Below are 23,221 nucleotides of genomic sequence, written 5' to 3'. Positions count from 1 at the left end.
TTCAAGTTTCAGTCTGCGTTTTTCACATACGTTGTGAACTTTTTAATATAGTCCCAGCCCTCTTTGTGATCAAAACACAAGCCCCATTTCAAGGCTGCAAGAGGACTTTTTTCATGATTCAACGAACGCACGACACCTGCCGCATGTGGGGGTTTGGCTCTGCCCCCAATGTGTGATTTTATTTCAAAATTAATTCCGTCAGATGACCATTGTATGGTATTGTTCTCTGGGCCATCAGAAGTCAACATTGCAGCCATTCCGCCATTATAAGGCCAAACGCAAACTTCATGACCGCTATTGGTAACTGGATTAAAAGGTGACTTTTTATACGGACCTTCCGGTTTTTCTGCAATGGCCACACCCCATTTAATTTCACGACCCCCTAAAAAATGTTCTTCACCCATACGTTCCCCTTTGTAATAGAGGTAAAATTTGTTGTTGAAGAACATCAAACATGGATCGTGCACTTTTTGGCTATCGAAGTCTCCTTTTTCGGATACCTTAAACCGGTTGTCTTCGTCTCCCGACCATTTTCCATTATCCGCGGGTTTCAATATAGGGGTGTCCAATTTTTTCCAAGGGCCCAAAGGAGTATCCGCAATGGACATTCCTACTTCGTTTTTCACTCGATTAACATAGGGTGCTTTAACGGTTTGATATACCAAATAATACTTTCCTTCATGCGCCAATACTTCGGGCGTGAATACTGCCCGATCGTCATACGAACCTTCATCCCCGCGACCTACGGCCAATCCTTCATCTTTCCATGTTTCGCCATCGGCAGAACTGGCGCACCAAATTTCTGATTTATCCCAAGGGAAAACCTTTTTTTCAGGGTCTCCAGTATGAAAACCGTAAGAATCGCCAACACTTTTAGTATAGTACACATAGTAGACATCGGCCACTTTAATTACAGCACTTGGATCGCGTCGAACAACCCCTTTCTCAAATGCGAAAACTCCTTTCAAATCGGACTGCCGGAAGCTCGTCCACCATTCCGGTCCAGCATCATACCCCATTGCCAAGGCTCTTTTTGACGCCGCACTTAGACTATCTATATTGGTGATACCGAGTTTTTTCACGATCTCGACATTCGCGGAAGTAGCATTTACGCCGTTCTTTGCTTCTACTTCGTGATTTTCGGACGGAACTTTTTTACATGCTGTTAGCGATACGGCTATAAAAACAGCCGTTAAAACTAGATTTTTCATATGGATCATTATTACAATTGGCAGTCCATAAGCACTTTCATTCCATCGGGATTGTTATCAATATTTTCGAAGACCTGCTGAATGTTGCTTAAAGGCTGTACATCGGTAATCATCTCTTCAAACGGCAATTCATTGGCCGTTATGAGTGCAATAGATTTCTCATAATCTTCCTTTTCATAGACCCGTGCCCCTATTAAACTAAGTTCTTTCCAAAAGAACTTAAACAAATCGACTTCTTTCTTTTGGCCGTGGATGGCCACCATTACAATTCTACCACGAATTCCAGCTACCTCGCACATTACGTCTAAGGCAGCTTGAACTCCCGCAACTTCGAAAACAACATCTGCCCGACGATTATCGGTCTGCTCTTTTACATACTCGACCAAATCTACCTTCACAGGGTTTACCGCGTGCAGCCCCAATGATTTTGCCTTTGCTATTCGCTTTTCATTTACTTCCGATACGATAACATGCGCACCAACTTCTTTAGCGACCATTGCGACTAAAAGACCTATTGGGCCTCCCCCAAGAACCACGGCGGTTTCTCCGGCTACCAACCCACTTCTGCGAACATCGTGCGTGGCTACGGATAGCGGTTCGATCAAAGCGGCCAATTTTAAATCGGTTTCATCCTTTAGTTTATGGAGTACAAATGCGGGTACGTTCCAATATTGCTGCATGGAACCTGGGCTATCAATGCCAATAAATTTCAGATTTTCACAAATGTGATTAAACCCTTTGTCAGAAGGCTTTACCAAACGATCATCGAGCGGCCGAACAACTACCTTGTCCCCTATCTTATAGTTAGTAACACCTTCACCGACGGCATCAATAACCCCTGACATTTCATGACCGATGGTCAAAGGCATTTTTACCCGTTTGTCCATCATACCATGATAAATATGCACATCGGTACCACAGACGCCTGTATAGGCCACCTTGATTCTTACATCACCTTTTTCAGGTGCCTCAATTTCCTTTTCGATGACCGAAAAGGTTTTATCCCCTTGATAAACAGTTGCTTTCATTGAATTAATTTTCCTGTTATTTTTTTTCTCCTTTAGCGACATGTCGTGTTTTTCTTTCGGAAGAAAAACGCATAATGCTCTGGTAATCGCCATTATTGTAGATATGTGTCAATCCCCATCTTAAAATCTCTGTGGGCTCTTTTTCAACATCGGCCGAACGGTTCAAACCAATAGCGTGCGCATTGACTCCCGGAATAACCGACATAATTTCAAAATTGATACCATCTGGTGCCCATTGAATGGTGTTTTTCTCGGGCCCATCCGTTGTAATCAAAGAGGCGACACCACCGTCGTATGGCCAAACACAAATTTCATGGCCACTATTGCTGATCGGATTATAAGGAGATTTGATATAGGGTCCTTGAGGATTATCGGCAATAGCGACACCATGTCGGATTTGCCTTCCCCCAAAAGTAATTTGCTCGCCCATTTGCTCCCCTTTGTAATACAGATAAAATTTTCCTTTATACGGCAAGATGCAAGGGTCATGCACTTTATGACTATCAAAGTCGCCCTTTTTTTCCACTAGAAACCTATTCTGTTCTTCGCCCTTCCAAACACCATTGTCGGCAGGACTTAAAATTGGCTCTTCACTTTTTGTCCATGGTCCATCAGGGGAGTTGGCCCAAGCGAGGCCCACTTGATTCTTTACCCGGACATTATATGGCGATTTCACCGTTTGGTAGCAGAGGTAATACTTGTCTTCCCATTTCATGATTTCTACTGTAAATACAGAACGATCATCGTAGGCGCCTTTTTCACCTCTTTTTACGGCCGGCCCTTCTTCTTTCCATGTCCATCCGTCTTCAGATGTTGCATACCAGATATCGCAGCGATCCCAGGGAAACACCTTTTCTGTTTCAATATCACCGCCAAAACCCTGTGTCGGCCCGGTACTTTTGGTATACCATACATAATATTTGCCATTCTCTTTAATTATAGCACTAGGATCACGGCGAACCACTCCTTCTTCATAAGCCAAATCTCCTTTTAGAGGTTGAAGTGGGCCAAATTGTATAAACCATTCGTTACCTAAATCCATAGGCCATTTCAAGGCTCTCTTCGAGGCCGTGCTCAAATGATTTACATCGGTTATACCTAAATGATCGATTTGTTCAGGAGTAATTTCTATTTTTTCCCCATGTGTACCGGTTGCTTCTTCTTTCAGCTGGGTTGAGGAATTACAGGAGGCCATCAGTGCTATTGCGCACAATGTAATCCATAAGACATGGTTTTTCATTTGTTGTTTTATTTATTTTAAACATATACATCGATAAACATTTTCAAATATTCTAAACTTTATTTCCACATACAAAATAAGAAATAATGCTACGGATTGTTGAACTTGACCACACAACACTCAGTCATTGCACATATAAAGTCACTTAGAACAACTACAGTATTGCCAATTCTTCATATTTATCACTTCTTTCTATAAATACTATTTTATCGAGGGAAATTTTAATCTCCTCTGTCTTCAGCTTAAATACCCAAGAGACCTTTCTTATTTCTGTACTCGTTTTACTCAATTTCATCAAAATGATGAGTTTTGTGTCAAGATTTCTGGCTGAAGATCCAATTGTACCTGTGGAATTGGCCAATAATTGTTTTTACCCGGGGTAAAAGAACTACCCGACAACCACGGCAATTTATTATCGCTTAATTCACTCGCCAGATAAGTATTCAAGGTTGTTTCAGCAATTCCCCATCTTACCAAGTCATAAAAACGCATTCCTTCAAGTGCGAATTCCAATCTCATTTCGTGTCTTACAGCCATTCGTGCATATGCTACACTAGGAAAAGAATCGTAGAGGCCTAATTTATAATTTGCAGCGGGTTGTGACTCGTCTACTACGATAGGATCACCTTCTTTAAAAGAAGTATTGGCTACTTTGCCCATAACAATATCATCAGCTGCTCGCTGTCTTATTTGATTTACCAATGCCAGAGCTGTAGGCAAATCATTTTCCTCTACCGCCACCTCTGCTCTCCATAATAAAACATGACCAAGTCTAAGCAACCTGAAATTGTTTCCGTTTACACCTGGTGCCCAATAACCAGACTCCGTAGAGATTATACCTCTATTACGCTTATAAAACATGTTCTTCTTATTCATGAAAGGCCCCATGTTCAATTGATCTGACATCCAATCGCTTCCACTCATTGGTCCCCAATCTAAAAATGGGATACCTCTTCTTCCAATAGTCCAATCAACCCTAGGGTCTAATAAATGGCTGGTTGGAGTAAATTCTTCCGTATCTGAAATTTGGTAATCCTCTAAAAGAAGGTCATTCTGAAAATCATCTAACAACGGAAGACCATTGTCTTCTACCTTGTATGCATTGAACAGGTCAAAAGTAGGGGCACTATAGGAATACCCAAGCCCTTCAACATTTGGATACAAAGTCTGGTGATCAACACCCGAATTCGCTACACCTGCTCCGTCATTTACGGAATATTGAATTTCAAAAATACTTTCTCCATTATTTTGGTGCTCTTCATCAAAATTATTATAAAAATGAGGTTCTAGCTGAAAAGGACCATTTTCTATAATATTATCTAAAAGCGGTTTCGCTTTAGAAAATTCGCTCTGAAACAAATGAACTCGTGCTTTTAACGCCATTGCTGCCCACTGAGATGCCCTACCGACTTCAGATGGTGCGGGATTCAGATGATCAATCCCAAATTGAAGATCATTTTCAATATCGTCCCAAATTTCCCGATCATTTTTAACCAAAACCGGATCGACATCTTCGGTTATATACGGAACTTTTTCAAATTTAATTCTTAGTTGAAAATGAAACCATGCCCGTAAAAATTTAGCTTCGGCTTCAATTTGGTCAGACTTTTCAGCCGATATTACTTCTCCAGCCGTTCCTAAAACACGTAGAACATCATTAGCGCGCGCTACTCCATCGAAATTAATACCCCAAGCACCACTTAACCATTCATTATCAGACCTTACTTCATACCTTTCAATATCATTGATTTGTGACCAACCACCATTGGTGTCACCTCTATGCATATCATCAGAAGGAACGTCTCCCCAAATCCAATTGGTTCCAGAGGCTTCTCCCGTACCACCATTAGGACTACCATTACTAGAGTACCCATCAATCAACGAGTATGCCCCTATAAGTAACCCATTTACCCCTTCCTCACTAACCAATGTTAACTCGTTAACTGTTCCCACGGGACTCTCCTCTAGAAAATCTTCACTACAAGAGGTAATTAAAATTAAAATTGAGATGGCAAAACTATTTGCGAAAAATTTATTTTTCATCTTTTCTATTTTTTAAAATTATAAAGCAATGTTTAACCCCAACATGATTTGTTTGGATATTGGCCATGTGCCCACATCAACTCCCCTATCGATTTCTTGAGGTACTCCATTTTCTCTCTTAGCACTAATTTCAGGATCTAAACCTGAGTATTTGGTAAATGTGAATAGATTAGAACCAATCACGTACAATTGTAAATGTTTAAGGTGCAAATCTTCTACTAAACCATTAGGAAAAGTATAACCTATCTGTAAATTTTGAACTCTTAAAAAAGAACCATCCTCTATATAATCTGTAGAAGCGTTTTGCTCAAAAGAGGTGGAGGTAGACGCTTTAGGTAAAATAGCGTTATTATTATCAACTAATAAATATGGGCTTCCCCAAGAATTGTACAATCTATCTGGTGAATTCGGACCATTAAACAAGCCGTACCTTGTAAATCTACTGGTGTAATTTGCCAAATCATTTCCCACACTTGCATAAAGTGTTGCCGAAACATCAACATTGCCAAACCCCATACCCAAACGAAAACCTGCTGTAAAATCTGGATGTGGATTACCAATATAAGTACGATCTTCCGGTGTAATTTCCCCATCGCCATTAACATCTCTAATTTTCAAATGACCCGGTTCATTATAAGCGCCATTAGTAGCATGTGCATCCGCTTCTGCTTGGGTTTGAAAAATGCCATCCACAACGTAACCGAAATACTCAGGAAATGAGCGACCTGCTTCTGTTCTTGTATAAATCTGCTGACGTGTAGGAAACCCTTGCAAAAATTCATTCTCATTTGAAGAGAGACTGGTCACCTCATTTTTATAAGCTGTAAATGTGGTTGACATATCAAGTGTAAACCAATCATCCAAAGCAGAAGTACGGTACGAAAGTGATATATCTACCCCTTTATTAGACATCGACCCTATATTCACTGAAGGCTCCTCTACGTCACCCACAACCTGAGGGATAGCTACGGGAAACAACATATCTTTAGTGTCCTTTTTCCAAAAATCTACAGATAAATCCAACTTTCTAAACAAAGTTGCATCAAAAGCAATATTTGTAGAAGTAGTAGTTTCCCATTTAGCGTTCGGATTACCAAATGCTTTAGATTGATATCCTTGAGTAATCGTATTATCTGATCCACCAATTGCATAATACGATGATCCAGGGTTAGACTCATACGTCGTATAACTGTTATAATTCCCGATTTGATCATTACCGGATTGCCCCCAACTTGCCCTAAATTTTAGATAGCTAAGCCAATCTTCAGCACCATTTAAGAAATTTTCTCTTGACACCACCCAACCTAAAGATGCAGCTGGAAAAATTCCATATCGATCTTCTGCACCAAAACGAGATGACCCATCACGTCTTACCGTAAGGTCTAAAATGTATTTCTTCGCATAGTCGTAATTGATTCTAGAAAAATAAGAAAACAATGTGGAGGCAAATCCACTACCATTATTCAATTGGTTACTAGCACCTGCGTCCAACACTAAAAAATTAATATTATTGGAAAGGTAATCCTGTCTAGAAGCAGAAATAGTTCTATATGCTATTCTTGAAGATTCCATACCAAAAAGAAAATCTACGCTATGGTCTTCTCCAAATGTATTTTTATAGTTAAATGTATTTGTCCAGTTCCAACGTGTTTGATTCGCACTACTTTCATTAAGCGTTGTGGATTTGGCACCGGTTGCTTGTTCCCAAACAGCAAAGGAAGGTGAAAAATTATTGAACAAATCCACATCATAACCTAGCAAAGTTTTGATTGTTATATTTTTAACGGGATCAATCGCGGCATAAATATTTCCGGTAATATTGTATTTTTTATTACTATTATTTTTAAGTCTATCCAAAAAACCTACAGGATTAGGGCCATCATTAATATTACCACCACCAACAACATTTCCAGCCCAGTTTCCGGCAACATCCCTAACAGGAATCAATGGACTAGCTAAATAGAGTTGGTTAAATAAGTTGTTGTGCGAATTGTTTCCGCCCCAACCTTTGGTTTCTCCGTATGTAACACCCAAACGCTGACCAATATTCAACCATTCAAAAGGATTGGAATCGACGTTAGACCGAAAAGAAATTCTATTAAATGACGTATTCTTAAGTATACCATTTTCTTCCAGAAAGCCTGCCTGAAAAGAATAGGAGGTTTTGTCAGAGCCTCCCGTCAATGACAAGTCATAATTTTGGATTAAACCGTGCTGATATATTTCATCTAACCAATTAGTTCCTTGAGGGTTTGATTTAGTTATGGGGTAATCTTGTTGATCATATAGTGACGGGTGAACATTGGCATTGCCGGAAGCCCCCCCGTTCGGAAACAAATATTCATTAAGTACGGGTGTTGTACCACTTCCATAATGCGTATTACTTTGTGGTAGTCCATCGTTCGCTAATTCTAACCACAGCATCTCCCCTATCAATTGGGGATCTGTCATTATATCATACTTGGCATCAGAAAAACTCATACCGGACTTTAGGCTAACATCCAACTTTACGGCCTGATTCTTTTTACCAGTTTTAGTCGTAACCAAAATAACCCCATTAGCACCCCTAGCCCCATAAATTGCCGTAGAAGATGCATCTTTTAAGATTTGTATGGATTCAATTTGTCCCGGCGGAGGTGCTTGTGCCCCTTGCACCCCATCGACTACCCAAAGCGGACCGTTATTGTTGATCGTGCCCATACCCCGTATACGCACCTCGGCATCGCCGCCAGGAGTAGACGCACTTATGGTAGTCACCCCGGAAGCACTCCCCTGAAGAGCCTTACTCACGTTAGATACCGGCTGCTGTTCAAGATAGTTCTCATCAACCGTGGCAACCGCACTGGTCAAAGTACCTTTACTTCGCGTACCATAACCGATTACTACAACTTCATCTAGTTGCTGCTGATCGGTCAGTAGACTGACATTAATCGTGGTTCGGTCGCCTACTTTGATGTTTTGGGTGGCATACCCGAGATAAGAAACTATAAGTATATCTGTTGGGTATGCTTCGATACTAAAGTTTCCGTCAAAATCGGTTGTTACACCGTTAGTCGTTCCCTGAACCACAATATTCGCCCCAGGAATAGGGCCTTGTTCGTCAGAAACGGTTCCTGTTATTACGTCTTGAGACCGGGCATGGCTCGAAAACAAGATGAAAATGGCAAGAAAAACTCCCATTTTTAAAAATTCTAAAAATTTCATTTTCATTGGTTTTAAGTTAAGTGAGTTGCTATAGCTATTCTTATTTTAAAAAACATAGAACCATTTTGACGGTATTAAAAACCTACGGTAAAGGCATCTCTAAATCTTAATTAACCTACTTCGTAAAAAACAAAAGCAATGCATCATCAAAAATAAATGGTTCAAATATGAAACTAGTTTCATATTTGAACCAAAAGTAAAAAAAATATTCACATATCGGCATTATGAACCTATATTTTTTATAAAATTCTTTAAATCAATGCTTTGAATTAATTAATATGACACTTCGGCGATTTTTGTCGTTATTAGGAAGAATGCCGCAAACAAAGGGGAGAATGAAGGTATAACTGCATTTTTAGCTACCTAAATCAATTGCAGTCTCGTTGCCGAGCAACCGGATTTATCGTTAAGGATGAAATGTAATTTTTATGGATTTTGTTCCGGAAGCGAAACAAGGCCAGCGGAAGATCGGCATTAAAAAACGCATTGCCGTGACCTTGATTTTTATATTTGCCTCTACAAAAAAGATTTGTTTTGTGTGATTTAATTTAAAGGGAAAAAGAAGTTTTCTATTGTGTCAAAAATCCCAATTTAGCCGAGATTTCCCTCGCATATTTGGCCACAATCTTTCCTTTGCGATCGAATTCGGAAATTGGTAGTCTACCATAGGGCGCTGTAATCCAAAGTGCTGCAACGGGATAACCGTATTCATTAAAAATAGGCGCCCCAACGCAATTTATCCCTTCTATATCTTCGCTATTGTCGACCGCATACCCCTTTTTCTTAACCTCTCCCAGCACGTTCTTAAACTCCCTTTTTGAAACGATGGTATTCTCGGTAAATCGTGCCAATGTCTTTCCTTTTAATATTTCATAGGTCTCCCCTTCTGGAAGATTTGCTAAAATGCATTTACCCCCGACCGAACTGTGCAAGAAAAACTGTGTACCAGGTTCGACAAACAATTTTACCGGATAAGAAGACGGTACCTGTTCAAGAATAGTACCCGTCGACCCTAGAATAACCCCTAGCATAACCGATTCCTTCAATTCATCACGAAGCGCCCTCATCACATCAATGGAAATTTCGACCAAACTCTGCTCGTTCATTGATGAAATGCCCAGCGTCAGCATTTTTCTAGAAAGTGTTATTTTTTTAGTGGTCTCATTTTTCTGCAAATAATTTTTAAATATCAATGTACTCACAATACGAAACGCACTTGATTTGGTAATGGATAGACTTTCTGTTATCTCGGCCAAGGTCAAACCCTTAGTTTTTGTAGCTAATAACTCAATAATGGACAACCCCCTTTCCAAATTGGGAACATTATATGTTGATTTTAAATCTTCCTTTGTTTTTTTCATACGTATCAGTCTATCGCAGCTAAAATAATACTATTTATGAAACCTAAACAGCTACAATGCCACCACCCTATAGTTAAAACAATAAAATACTTGTAGTTATGATATTTACACACTGCGACCGTCATGGGCAGACCAATGACATATGATATCAAAAATTCTAAGCGAAAAAAGCATAAAACATATCAGTTTATAGGGACCACGGTCTTGTTTTATATTTTTTCTCGGTCAACTAAGTTCGATGTAGTAACTTTAGCCGCTAATCAAACCTTTAAATTATTATATGAAACGCTTCTCTTCGAACCACAGTTTACCAACATTGGTGGCGGTCGCTTTATTGGGCCTATTTCTGAGTCAATGTAAGTCCGAGACCAAAAAAACAGCACCGGAAAAAACACAAGCCATACAAAATGATACAAACATTCAGGTCCCCGACGGTTTTTCCGTGCAAATGGTCGCCCAAGAGCTGGGTAACCTAAGACATATGACCGTTTCAAATAATGGGGATATTTATGTGAATCGTTCAAAATTAAAAGATGGAAAGGCAATTATAGCGTTAAAAGACATTAGCCAAGAAGGAAAAGTAGGTGAAACCCAAACTTTTGGCGATTTGCCCGGCACCGGTATCTTGTTTCATAAAGGATTTTTGTACGCTTCTTCCAATTCAGGAATCTTTCGCTATAAACTAGATGGGGATGGCGAAGTTATTGATACCGACAAGCCCGAAAAAATTGTTGATGGATTGGCAGACCATGGTCGCGACAATGCAAAATCGTTCGTGATGGATGACGATTCCAATATTTATGTCACCATCGGGTCTTGGAACGATTCAGGCCGCGAAGAAGGCTCGGGAAAAGCTATAGTGCCTTCTACTATTTTAGATTCTGCCGGAGGCATCTGGACATTCGAAGCCAATAAGCTAAACCAAACCTTTTCAGACGGAAACCGTTATGCCACTGGTATAAAGAATGCTGTTGCCACAGCTTGGAATTTTAACACCAATTCTTTGTTTGCCGCTGTTCATGGGCGTGGTGGTTTCCATGACTTATTCCCGCAATACTATACGGCAAAAAATAGTGCAGAATTACCTGCCGAAACTTTGTACGAAATACACGAAAACGATGATGCTGGCTGGCCACAAGTTTATTACGATCATTTCAAGAAAGCAAAGATACTTGCACCTGAATTTGGCGGTGACGGACAAAAAACCGGGCGGGAAGATGCCATCGATCCCGTAATGGCATTTCCTGCACATTTAGCCCCCAACGACCTATTATTCTATACTGGGAATATGTTTCCTGAAAAATACAAGAACGGTGCCTTCGTCGCTTTTCACGGCCAATCACCAGAACTTAAAAAAGGATATTTTGTAGCCTTTGTTCCTTTTAAGAACGGAAAACCTAGCGGTGACTGGGAAATTTTTGCCGACAATTTTGCTGGCATTGATTTGGCCAACCCGACCGGGCCAGTGCAACATCGCCCGTGTGGTTTGGCCCAAGGCCCCGACGGAGAGCTTTATGTCTGTGACGATTTGGGCGGTTCTATTTTTAAGATTACACATTGATTCTGAAGTCCACCCTTTGAGCGTCACTTAGCGCATACAAGCAATTCTTAAAATAAGAAAAGCTAAGATGGTTTTGAGCCGAATAGATGTACTATTCGGCTCATTCATTTTAAGAGATTGAATAAAAAATTAGCGCTTAGTCAAGAAACTTCTTTAAATGGTTTCCCAGAACTATTCATTCACAATAAAACGCCATCGTTCACTAAAAAAAAGTATTATGATTCATCAAGATTATCCATTATATTAGTGACGTCCAACCACTTTTTATTGGAGTAATTTTAAGCTACCCCACAAAACTGATATTCATGAAAAACATAGTAAAACCGTTATTAATATCTTTCATTTTGGCACTTCTTTACTGCCCTTTTTTATGTGCACAAAAGACACCGTCTTTTCAATGGCCAGATGGAAACACCATGGCGGTTAGTCTCACTTGGGACGATGGCCGGAGCAGTCAGGTAACCGTGGGAACGCCCATTTTAGATGCCCATGGGGTCAAAGCGACCTTTTATGTAGTTCCTGCTGCGATCAACGAAGAACTGAAAGGTTGGCGCAAAGCGGTGGCCAGCGGCCATGAAATTGGAAATCACTCCTTAAGACATCCCTGTTCAGGAAATTTCTTATGGGCCCGTGATATTGCACTCGAGGAATACACCCTGGAAAAAATGCAGTCAGAATTGGCGCAGGCAAACGATAGTATTCAAAAACTGTTGGGCGTTACCCCTACCGAATTTGCCTATCCTTGCGGACAAACTTTTGTTGGACGCGGTGCAAATACTAAAAGTTATGTGCCCGTTATCCATAATCAATTTTCTTCGGGAAGAACCTGGTTAGACGAATCACCCAACGACCCTACTTATTGCGACATGGCACAATTGACAGGTGTTGAGATGGATGGTAAAAACTTCGACCAAATTTTAGAACTTATCGAGAGTGCTAGAGGTGCCGGCCTATGGCTTGTACTGGCCGGTCATGACATCGGGGTGAAAAACCGACAGACAACAGAAGTAGCCATGTTGAAGAAACTGTTGCCCTATCTTAAAGATCCGGCCAATAAAATATGGACAGCCCCTTTAGGCGAAATTTCAGCCTATGTAAAAGCCCAACGAGGGTTATGATATCGAGACAAGTATCACAAGCATATGTAATATCATTCAAAATCTAGAACATTTCATAAGGGTTTACCATTTCCTGACTAAAATTTTCAAAAGCCCCCGAATGGTAAAATGATATCCAAACCTTTTGGCAGGTGCGCTGCACAGTCGCAGCATCGTTCATTTGACTGATAAACATAGGTTTTTTTGTATAACCTTGTCCCACAACCTCCAGCATACTGTGTGACGCTGGCCGTAGTTGACCGCATGAAATTCCGAAAAGGCTTTACATTAAAGCTATCGAGTATCAGATTTTATTTGAAAAATGCGGGTTGCTTGCCACAATCACAAGCTACATAATACCTATGAAGCTTTACGCTTAATTATGTATTAAAAGAAAAACAATTGATTGGAGCGAATTGTATTGTCTTTCTTGGGTTGCCCCATGATTTTGAAATACTTATACGAAACTTCCGGAAATTTCAAGGAGACCTCACGAATTTTGTCCAAATCTTTCTCATTCGAAAAATTTGTCCTTTTTAACAATTTCCAATTCTCTTTATCATCGGAACCCCAAACTGCCACAAAATCTAATGGAGACTTCTTTTGATTTCCCCGAATACCACAACTCAAGACAACCTCTTTAATTTTTTCGTTCGAAGCGCTAAAGTCAGCAATAGCTATTAATGGTTTAATGTTGAAGGATGCCCAAAATTTCGAGTAATAATACGTATTGGCATTGTTTTTAACATCATCACTCAATATTTTTGCAGCCTCACCCGTATAGGAACTTAGAATTCCGGGATGAACTACTTCAAGGGCATCTGGCACAAGTCCTTTGTCATAAAACACAAACGAAGACACCTCACTTGGCGACCACTCGTCTTTATAGGCGATTGCCTTAATTGTTTTGGCTCTTTTTCCTTCCAAGTCCAATACAATCCCTGACTCGTAAAGTGAAGATTCTTGTGTCGGATCGGTTCCATCTACAGTATATCGAATGAGCACACCATTCATTTTATGGCCCAGCAAAATACGGTCACCTGAACTGATGATATTCTTCTCACCTACTAAAGTTGGTGGTGTTAAACTCAATTTTTCCTCAGGATTTGGTATATACCCTTCATTTATCGCAACCCTCGGCAAAGCCTTGTTCAGTGCTGCTATATCGTCGTTGGTCACTTCGGTATTCCATACAAACAACTCCTTTAGGCTTTTCATATTCTTAAAGTACCTTAAAGCAGCAATATCGATTGTGGTGCCCGCCAAAGAAAGTGATTGCAACTTGGTATTGGCCACAAGAGCGGCCAAAGCATCATTGCCTATTTCGGTAAAGTTCAATACCAAGTGCTCCAAATTCTTAAGCTCCCCTATGAATTCCAAGGCTTTATTGTCAATAGGCAAATTGGCTAGATTCAAATACACCACTTGTTCCTTGATTTTAACCAAATCGGTCAAGAATTCCGTTTTATAGGCACTTCTGCCATATATTGCTACCTCAATGGCCGGTGAACTTGGAGATTTTTGAACCACGGTACGGTAAGGATTATTTAGCTCTTCTATAAGCGCGGCTCGTGCAAAATCAAATGTATATGTTTCTTTTCCACTATCATCTTTAAGCCATTTTTCGGTAAGCAGTTGTTTCAAACTATCTTCTTGCTTTAGTAACGCATACGAAATTTTAGTATCTGCTCCGTGTCCAATCCAGCTATCTAACAATTCAATTTCCTGTTCGGTCAACTGTGTCTTTCCTTCTGGTGGCATATGCTCTTCATCTTCGAGAGGCAATGCTATACGTTGTAACAACAGACTTTCCTTAGGATTGTGTGCCAACCAAACCTCGCCATTTTCACCTCCCTTTGCAATCGTTTCAATACTTGTCAAGTCTAAATCTCCTTTGTGCTTTTGCGGATTATGGCAACTGGTACACTTTGCCTCTAAAATAGGTTGAACGTAGGCAGTATAAACAGGTGTGTTTTCGTCTACTTGTTTTTTGGTAGCGGCGGTTATCGGCTCCATCAAAAAATGGCTCCCGTGCGTAAGTCCTGCTCCGAAATGTCCTCCAAAAATAACGCCAATAAAACCAGTATACAGTAATATCTGATACACTTTCTTAGATTGATATACCAACACCAATGTATATATGATAAAACTAATCGCTATTCCAATCCATTTATGTAATGACATAAGCTCTGACTCATACCCTTCCAAGGATAGCAACAGCCCCATAATCGTTGCCAGCACCGTTGTAAGTGAGGTCAATAGCAATAGAAAGTAGTTTATTTTTTCAAAGGAAGTTGGTTCTATTTGTTTTTTGAACAGGTTTAACAATACCAGAAGTGCAATAAAGGCTACCGGAAAATGTAGCAACAATGGATGCATTCGTCCCACCGGTTGAAGCCAAAAAGGGATTTCCAAATAACTTTCAAAAACCACTAAAAAGGCCAAGAAAATATGTAGAAAAAACAGTAGGTTTAAAAAAACAGGAATCGGTCTTTTCATATTTTATGCCAAAAGATCTTTTACTACATGACCATGAACATCGGTCAACCGAAACCTTCTACCCAAATGTTTATAGGTCAATTTTTCATGGTCTAAGCCCATCAAGTGCATAATGGTCGCATGCAAATCGTGAATATGCACCGGACTTTCAATAATATTATACCCCAATTCGTCGGTCTGACCATAAGAAATTCCCGATTTCACTCCGCCTCCGGCAACAAAAATACTAAAGCATCTTGGGTGATGGTCCCGCCCATAATTTTCTTTGGTCAACTTTCCTTGACAGTAATTTGTTCTTCCAAACTCCCCACTCCAAATAACCAGTGTCTCATCTAATAACCCCCGTTGCTTTAAATCGGTAATCAATGCCGCGGAAGCCATGTCTACATCTTTTGCCTGACCTTTCATTTCTCCTACTAAATTCGAGTGCTGGTCCCAACCTTGATGGTACAATTGTACAAAACGAACGCCCGACTCAGACATTTTTCTAGCCAGCAAACAGTTGGCGGCATAGGTACCTGGAACCATGCAATCTGGACCATACATTTTCTTGATATGATCCGGCTCTTTAGATACATCTGTAATTTCAGGAACAGCGGTCTGCATTCGAAATGCCATTTCGTACTGTTTTATTTTTGCAGGAATTTCAGGATCACCGAACTCATCGTACCCCAATTGGTTTAAAGAAGCCAAATGATCCAACATAGTTCGGCGTGTTTTTCTATCCATTCCATCAGGATTGTTCAAGTACAAAATCGGGTCTTCACTGGCACTTAATTGCACCCCTTGATGCGAACTGTCTAAAAAGCCGTTCGACCATAGTTTAGAATATACGCCTTGTCCGTTGCCTTTTCCTTTTGAAAGCAAAACGCAATACGCCGGTAGATTTTTATTTTCACTACCCAACCCATAACTAAACCAAGACCCAATACTGGGGCGGTTTCCAACCTGTGCGCCCGTTTGCATGAACGTAAGTGCGGGATCGTGGTTGATCGCATCGGTATGCATACTTTTTATAACACAAATATCATCGGTGATTTTGGCAATGTTCGGAAACAGCTCACTTACCCAAGTTCCTGATTTACCGTATTGTTTAAAGCCGAACTTTGATCCAACCAGAGGAAATGATTTTTGCCCAGCAGTCATGCCCGTCAACTTTTGATCACCTCTTACCGAAGGGGGCAAATCTTGCCCGAACATATCATTTAGCTTGGGTTTATAGTCAAAGCTTTCCAGTTGGGAAGGTGCTCCATTTTGAACCAATAGAATAATTCGCTTGGCTTTGGCAGCAAAATGTTTTAAACCCAAAGGCAATTGATCTTCTGCTACTCTTTTTCCGGATAAAAGATCTGGCATCAACAATGACCCCAAGGCGACACCTCCGACACCCAATGCCATTTTACCCAAAAAATGCCTGCGGTTAGCGTTTAAATGATGTTCAAAAACTTCTTTTTCCATAAGTTTTGTTATTTAATAACCTGGTCAACTTTTAACTATAGTTTCCTCCAAGTTATATATCGTGTGAATAATCTGCATCAAAGCGGCCACTTTTACGACATCCCTATTGGCGGTTGCCGGAAACTCGCCCACATCGATAAATTCCGCAGCTTGTTCCGCATCTTTTCGAAAGGCTGCTTCTTGCTCCCCATAGTAACCCAACAACACTTCCCGTTCTTCGGGCTTGATGGTTCGACATACGATGGTACCAAATGCCTTTTCGATTTTTGTGGCCACCGTACTTTCTTCCTGCATTAAATTTTCGGAAAACACCCGCGCCGACTCTAAAATAGTAGGGTCGTTAAGCGTTATCAAAGCCTGTAACGGCGTCATTGTGGATTGCCGTTGTACTTCACACTGGTCACGTGTGGCGGCATCAAAGGTCAATTGTACCGGAGGTAAAGTTGTACGCTTTATAAAAATATAGATCCCTCTTCGGTACAGGTCTTTGCCATGATCTTGTACATAATTGGCCAAAACCCCTCTTCCAGAGCTGGCAGCTTCCCACAATCCGTCGGGCTGGTAAACCCGTACACTTCGTCCGCCAATTTCCGGGTTTAACAATCCACTGGTTGCCAAGGCATGATCACGTACCATTTCCGCATTAAAACGCAATCGCGGCATTCTTGACAAGTATTTATTGTCAGGATCCAGGGCCAGTTTCGCTTCGCTTACAACCGATGATTGCCTGTACGTCGCCGACATAACAATTTTTTTGATCAATCGTTTCATGTCCCAACCATTCTCCATAAAGTCAGCCGACAACCAATTTAATAAGTTCACATGTGTGGGCAAGTCGCCCTGCATTCCAAAATCACCAGACGATCTCACAATGCCTGCCCCAAAAATTTCTTGCCACATTCGATTAACAAATACTCGACTTGTCAATGGATTTTTAGTATCGAACAACCATTTGGAGAGCCCCAAACGGTTTCGCTCATACATATTCTCATCAAATGCCAAAACCGATTTCGGTGTTTGGGCCGTTACTTCTTCACCTACATCATCATATACACCGCGATTAAGCACGTGTGTGGTTCTAACATCGGGCTTTTCTTCAATTACCATGACATCTACATCTTCAACTTCCTTTTTATTTATAAAAGGAAGTTCATTCTCGACCACCTCATCGGTAATTGTTATCAAAGGTGCCTCAGCCAATATTTCGCCTTTGTTTTGCCTAGGTGGCATTCTATCAAAAAACGCAAAGGTGCTGAAATAGTCCTTTTGGGAAATAGGGTCATATTTATGATCATGACATTTGGCGCATTCCAAGGTCAATCCTAAAAAGGCTTTTCCGAAGGTATTGGTTCTATCGGTCACATTTTCGACCCTGAATTCTTCTTCGATAATGCCCGCTTCCTGATTTATTTTATGGTTTCTATTGAAGCCTGTTGCCAAAATTGTTTCCAGGTTTTTTTGTGGAACCAAATCGCCCGCTAATTGGTAGGTTACGAATTTTTCATAGCTGTAATTCTCGTTGAACGCATGTATCACCCAATCGCGCCAGGGCCACATCGTTCGTAACTGATCATTTTGAAACCCGTGGGAATCGGCATAACGCGCCACGTCTAACCAATGGCTTGCCATCTTTTCACCATATTGCTCGCTGGCCAATAGCTCATCGACAATTTTTTCATAGGCATCTGTCGCATTATTGTTCAAAAACTTTTTCTGCATTTCCGGTGTCGGGGGAAGCCCCGTTATATCCAAAGAAACCCTTTTCAACAGCCGTTCTTTGTCAGCCATCGGATTGGGGGGCAATTCGACATCTTCCAGTTTTCGCAATATAAAGTGATCGATTTCATTGCTTGCCCAATCTGAACTTTTCAACTTGGGCAGCTCAGGTTTATCTACGGCAACAAAAGCCCAATGAGGCTTGTAGGTCGCCCCTTGTTCAATCCACTTCTTTAAAATTTGGATTTCATAGGAGGATAATTTCAAATTGGAATCCAACGGGGGCATCAATTCGGAACTGTCCTTTGCCGTTATTTTTTGATAGAGCACCGACTTTTCCAGACTTTTGGGAACGATAGCGAATTCGTTCTCCGTATCTTTCAGAGCCTTATAGGCCCCTTCGGGGGTATCCAATCGAAGGTCTTCGGCCCTTTTGTTGACATCCGGCCCGTGACAGGCAAAACATTTATCGGATAGTATGGGGCGGACATCAAAATTATAATCGACCACATCCGGAATTTTTTTCACTGGAATCGAAGCGTATTCACCATTTTGTTTACAAGAGATCAAGACAGTGAACAGCAGAACGAGATGCAGTACTTTTTTTTTCATACAGATGATGCACTTATTAATTCAATAGTCTAAAAACAAGATGCCCAAATATACCCTGTTGCCCATTAGCCCATGTAGACAAATTGTGCAAAAAGGTGCATTTTTTAAGTAGCAGGACTCCTATTTTTGCCTTTTAGATTGATAAAAAGAAGGCGGGTGCCCATATTCCTTTTTAAATATGCGACTGAAATAACGATTGTCGTTGTATCCTACTTCAAAAGCTATTTCCTTTATACTTAATTCACCTTCTTTCAATAACCGCATCGCCATTGCTAATTTATGGGTATTGATATATTCGATGATGGTTTTACCTGTAAGCGCCTGAATTTTTCTATAAAGTTGCGATCGCCCAATGGCTAATTCTTCACATAAAAGGTCAATTGAAAAATCGGCATTATTCATTTGTTGATCTATTACACCATTGACCTTAACCAAGTATTTATCCATTGGGGTAGTCGATTCTGAAACCAAAACTTCTTTTTGGGACCTTTCGACCAGACGTCTTCTACTTTCCAATCGATTTTGGATCTTGAGTTTTATTTCAGAACTATTGAAAGGTTTTTGGATATAATCTTCAGCACCTGTTTCCAAACCTTTTAACCTATTTTCCAGACCTGTTTTTGCCGTGAGAAAGATTAAAGGAATATGTGCTGTCAGTTCATTTGTCTTTAGCTGATTGGCCACCTGTATACCGTCAGATTTCGGCATCATAATATCACTGATAACAATATCAGGAATACTTTCAAGTGCCATATTAAAACCTTCCTTTCCATTTTCGGCTTGTAAAACGTGGTAATCTTCTTCCAACTCTGAACACAAATATGAACGAATATCCTCGTTATCCTCAATAATAAGCACCACTGCGCTTCCTTTTTCAATATTGGGTATCGTTGGAACAAGGGCCACTGATGCCCCATAATCATCATATCCTATCGGCATGCTAATAGTAAAATGCGAACCTTTTTCTTCTTCGCTTTCTAATTTGATGTTTCCTCGGTGAAGCTTTACCAATTCGGATATTAGCGATAAACCGATACCGCTGCTATACCCCTTATTGGGGGTTTCGTCTAATTGATAGAACCTTTCAAAGACCTTTTCTTGATATTTTTTTGGAATACCCGTCCCATTATCAATAACCTCAATCGTTAAAGCACCACTTGAAATCTTATTTTGTGCATCTATTACAATATTCGAATAACTTGCTTTTAATTCAATTCTACCGTTCGCAGGGGTAAATTTAAACGCATTGGAAATTAAATTTGCGACTATTTTTTCAAGAATATCGGCATCAAAATAACCCCCATAATCGACAGTAGGCAGTGAACAGCGAAATTTGATTCCCTTCTCTTTCGACCAATAGGAATATGCGGCATGAATATTAGCACAAACGGATAAGTCGTTCTGCTGTTTTAGCTTTAATTTTTGATTGTTTTCGAGCTTTCTAAAGTCTAAAATTTGATTCACCAATTCTAACAATCGATTGCTGTTCCTGTGCATCATTCGCAAAACCTTCGCATCGGGTCTGGCACCCTGCCGGGAAAATTTATCGAGGGGAGATGTAATCAAGGTCAAAGGGGTTCGCAGTTCGTGCGAGATGTTGGTAAAGAAACGTAATTTCATTTGTGCCAATTCTTCAAACTGGTATACCCGTTGTTTTTCCAATTCAAACTTGCTTTTAATTCGCTCCCGCCTAATTACGCCCCGTACAATAACCCACAACAGTACTATTAAAATGCACGCAAGTAGCAATTGAACCCACAATAATTCCCAAAAAGGAGGTCTCACTACTACTTTCAACCGAGTAATCGCTTCGTTCCAGACACCATCTTCATTGCTAGCCTTTAATAAAAAGGAATACTCTCCCGAAGGTAAGTTGGTATAAGTAGCTTTGGTACCATTGGCAATGGCCCATGATGTATCAAAACCCTCTAATTTATAGGCATACTGGCATCGCTGGGTATTTACATATTGAATGGCTTGAAATTCCAATTCAATTTTTCTATCGGTATATTCTAAATTAAGTTGATCTTCAACCTCAATACTCCGCTGAATGTAAGTGCTGTTCGGTTGCACGATTTCATTATCGACCCATAGTTTGGAAATGTAAACAGTCGGCGCTTTCATATTGGGTTCTACACTTCGCGGGTCAAAAGCCATTAAGCCTTTGGTAGTAGAAAAAACCAAATGACCATAATCCAACACCGTACTCGAAAGCCCAATTTTATGGGATAACAGGCCATCTTGTTCATTTAAGATTCTAACCTCCTCATTTGATAGATCAAATTTAATCAGCCCGTTGGAAGTGCCTATCCATAAATTACCATCGTCATCTTGTTGAATCGCTTTTATGATCTTATCCCTTAAAACATTATGGCCATATTGTTTAAAGGTGTTGGTCTTTTCATTGTAACTGCACAAGCCCGAATTAGTACCCACCCAAAGTGTGTGGTCGCTATCTTCAAAAATTGTATTTATAAAATTGTTGTTTACCGTTTCCGTATTGCCGATTTCATGGCGATAGTGTACAAATTCTTGTGTATCGGGCAGGTATTTTTTTAGGCCATCACCATCGGTGCCGATCCAGATTTGTTTTTTCACATCCTCAAAAATTATATTCCCCCTATGAAAATAACCTATACCTCGGGGCGCATTGGGGTCACAATCAAAATAGGTGGTCTCTTTGGTATCAGGATTATATATTCTGGCTCCCAATACTTCCCCGGTCCAGATCTGCCCATCAGAGGTTTCCAAAACATCGAAGGTCTGTCCGTTTTTACGAACCAGTTTTTGTAATTGTTTGCCCGATGCCGAAAATTGGTAGATGTGATTGTCATCGACTACCCAAACATATTGCCTATGGTATGAGGTCATATGGGTACGCCCCTCAAAACCACTGAGTGTGGCCAACAACTCTTTGTCTGTCTTGCTGTAAATTTTTATAATGCCTTGGGCAAAAACCCAATAGTTCAAATCTGTCTTAAAAATTTTCGAATCATGCTCTGGTTCAAGAAAATGTTTAAAAATGATGGGGGACTCTTTTATTTGGAAAAAATTTCCTGTCTGATCCAGAACCCAAGAATCATTGGTCTTTTTATTGTGGAAGATGCGGTTTAAATTAAATTCATCATCATTGAATTTTGGGCCTAAGGCAATCAGGTGTTCTATATTTAAATCTGAGTTTATTATGGCGATCCGGTCTTTTTCAACGAGCCAGCAGTTGCCCTCATAATCTGTTTTTATGTGGCTTGCCCTTTCAAATTCGAACCTGATGTCATGAAACTGATTTGACTCATCCAAGGAATAGAGTTTTGTGTTGGACACGAGCAAATCATCATAGTACTCTAAATTGGGATAATAGTGTGCCGCACCGGTCGACGCTTGTGAAAGTCTTTTGAATTTACCGGTCTTCGAATCAAAAATATTGAGTCCGATCCAAGTACCTACGAATAGTTTACCATCCTTACCCTCTTCTATGGCAAGCACATTATTATGACTGATACTAAGTGGATCAGCCACCACATGCTCAAATGTTTCAAAAATGCCGGTACTTCTATCCATCTTATTGAGCCCGCCCCCATCAGTGCCAATGTAAAAATTGTTATTGCTCGTTTCGAAAATAACCCTGACTTCATTAAAACTCAAACTAGTCGGGTCGCCATCATCATGAATAAATCTTTGAAATCGGTCGTACTCCCGGTCATATTTTAATAATCCGCCACCGTAAGTACCCACCCATAACTCCCCGGATTTATCTTCATACAAACAGGAAATGTGGTTGTCGGTAATGCTCGTCTCTTCATTTTCATCTTTAATATAGTTTTTAAAATTGCCCCCGTCATATCTCCATAGACCATTGGTAGAAGCAATCCATACAAAACCGTACTTGTCTTCCAAAATATCAGAAGTCGTAGTTTCTACCGGCAATTTAAAATGTGTTATTTCAAAATCGGTGGAAGGTTCTTGGGCAATACCTACAGCTACACAACCTAAGCATTGGAATAGACCGCATAACAAATAAAATAGTAGTCTGATGAACATGTACTAGGATTAAAGTCGTCTTGAAAAGATCCATCTACAACCTTTTACAAGATTTCAAGCTTTTATTTTAAACTATAAATATAGCACCTAAATTAGATTTAGACATTGGTGTGTGGCAGACAAGGTCAATAACATATATTTACTCAATGGTCT

13 protein-coding genes are annotated in these 23,221 nt (G+C 40.3%); 2 read left to right on the top strand and 11 right to left on the bottom strand.

The window, feature by feature from the left end; all coding sequences use genetic code 11:
• Nucleotides 1-8: 8 nt before the first annotated feature.
• From AACZ88_RS19995 to AACZ88_RS19965, 7 genes are all read right to left on the bottom strand, one after another.
• Nucleotides 9-1,211, bottom strand: coding sequence for a family 43 glycosylhydrolase (locus AACZ88_RS19995; protein ID WP_339714332.1), 1,203 nt, complete (start codon nt 1,209-1,211; stop codon nt 9-11).
• Between the two features lie 11 nt (nt 1,212-1,222).
• Nucleotides 1,223-2,239, bottom strand: a complete 1,017-nt coding sequence (locus AACZ88_RS19990) for an alcohol dehydrogenase catalytic domain-containing protein (protein WP_339714329.1) — start codon at nt 2,237-2,239, stop codon at nt 1,223-1,225.
• 16 nt (nt 2,240-2,255) lie between these two features.
• Nucleotides 2,256-3,434, bottom strand: a complete 1,179-nt coding sequence (locus AACZ88_RS19985; protein WP_339714578.1) for a family 43 glycosylhydrolase — start codon at nt 3,432-3,434, stop codon at nt 2,256-2,258.
• A gap of 199 nt (nt 3,435-3,633) precedes the next feature.
• Entirely contained in the window at nt 3,634-3,774 is a 141-nt protein-coding gene (locus tag AACZ88_RS19980) for a hypothetical protein (RefSeq protein ID WP_339714326.1), read from the bottom strand.
• Nucleotides 3,774-5,522: a RagB/SusD family nutrient uptake outer membrane protein gene (locus tag AACZ88_RS19975; RefSeq protein ID WP_339714323.1), complete on the bottom strand. Its 1,749-nt coding sequence runs from the start codon at nt 5,520-5,522 to the stop codon at nt 3,774-3,776. Before AACZ88_RS19975 ends, AACZ88_RS19980 begins: the two co-directional genes overlap by 1 nt.
• Nucleotides 5,523-5,540: 18 nt before the next feature.
• Nucleotides 5,541-8,726 carry a TonB-dependent receptor gene (locus AACZ88_RS19970; RefSeq protein WP_339714320.1) on the bottom strand — a complete coding sequence of 1,062 codons (3,186 nt, stop codon included), beginning with the start codon at nt 8,724-8,726 and terminating at the stop codon, nt 5,541-5,543.
• Nucleotides 8,727-9,295: 569 nt separating this feature from the next.
• Nucleotides 9,296-10,087, bottom strand: a complete 792-nt coding sequence (locus AACZ88_RS19965) for an IclR family transcriptional regulator (protein WP_339714317.1) — start codon at nt 10,085-10,087, stop codon at nt 9,296-9,298.
• Between the two features lie 280 nt (nt 10,088-10,367).
• Between AACZ88_RS19965 and AACZ88_RS19960 the strand changes: the two genes are divergently transcribed.
• Entirely contained in the window at nt 10,368-11,648 is a 1,281-nt protein-coding gene (locus tag AACZ88_RS19960) for a PQQ-dependent sugar dehydrogenase (protein WP_339714314.1), read from the top strand.
• 305 nt (nt 11,649-11,953) lie between these two features.
• On the top strand, nt 11,954-12,766 hold the full coding sequence (locus AACZ88_RS19955; RefSeq protein WP_339714311.1) for a polysaccharide deacetylase family protein: 813 nt from the start codon (nt 11,954-11,956) through the stop codon (nt 12,764-12,766).
• A 366-nt stretch (nt 12,767-13,132) separates the two neighbouring features.
• Here the strand turns inward: AACZ88_RS19955 and AACZ88_RS19950 are convergent, their stop codons facing one another.
• From AACZ88_RS19950 to AACZ88_RS19935, 4 genes are all read right to left on the bottom strand, one after another.
• Nucleotides 13,133-15,244 carry a c-type cytochrome domain-containing protein gene (locus AACZ88_RS19950; protein ID WP_339714308.1) on the bottom strand — a complete coding sequence of 704 codons (2,112 nt, stop codon included), beginning with the start codon at nt 15,242-15,244 and terminating at the stop codon, nt 13,133-13,135.
• A gap of 3 nt (nt 15,245-15,247) precedes the next feature.
• Nucleotides 15,248-16,702 carry a DUF1501 domain-containing protein gene (locus AACZ88_RS19945; RefSeq protein ID WP_339714305.1) on the bottom strand — a complete coding sequence of 485 codons (1,455 nt, stop codon included), beginning with the start codon at nt 16,700-16,702 and terminating at the stop codon, nt 15,248-15,250.
• 24 nt (nt 16,703-16,726) lie between these two features.
• Nucleotides 16,727-19,030 (bottom strand): PSD1 and planctomycete cytochrome C domain-containing protein, encoded by a 2,304-nt coding sequence (locus AACZ88_RS19940; RefSeq protein WP_339714302.1) that lies wholly within the window; start codon nt 19,028-19,030, stop codon nt 16,727-16,729.
• Nucleotides 19,031-19,150: 120 nt separating this feature from the next.
• Nucleotides 19,151-23,068 (bottom strand): two-component regulator propeller domain-containing protein, encoded by a 3,918-nt coding sequence (locus AACZ88_RS19935; protein ID WP_339714299.1) that lies wholly within the window; start codon nt 23,066-23,068, stop codon nt 19,151-19,153.
• Nucleotides 23,069-23,221 lie beyond the last annotated feature (153 nt).

This window comes from uncultured Kriegella sp. (genome assembly GCF_963975415.1).
GTDB lineage: Bacteria > Bacteroidota > Bacteroidia > Flavobacteriales > Flavobacteriaceae > Kriegella.
This window is presented reverse-complemented; position numbering and strand designations above follow the sequence as displayed.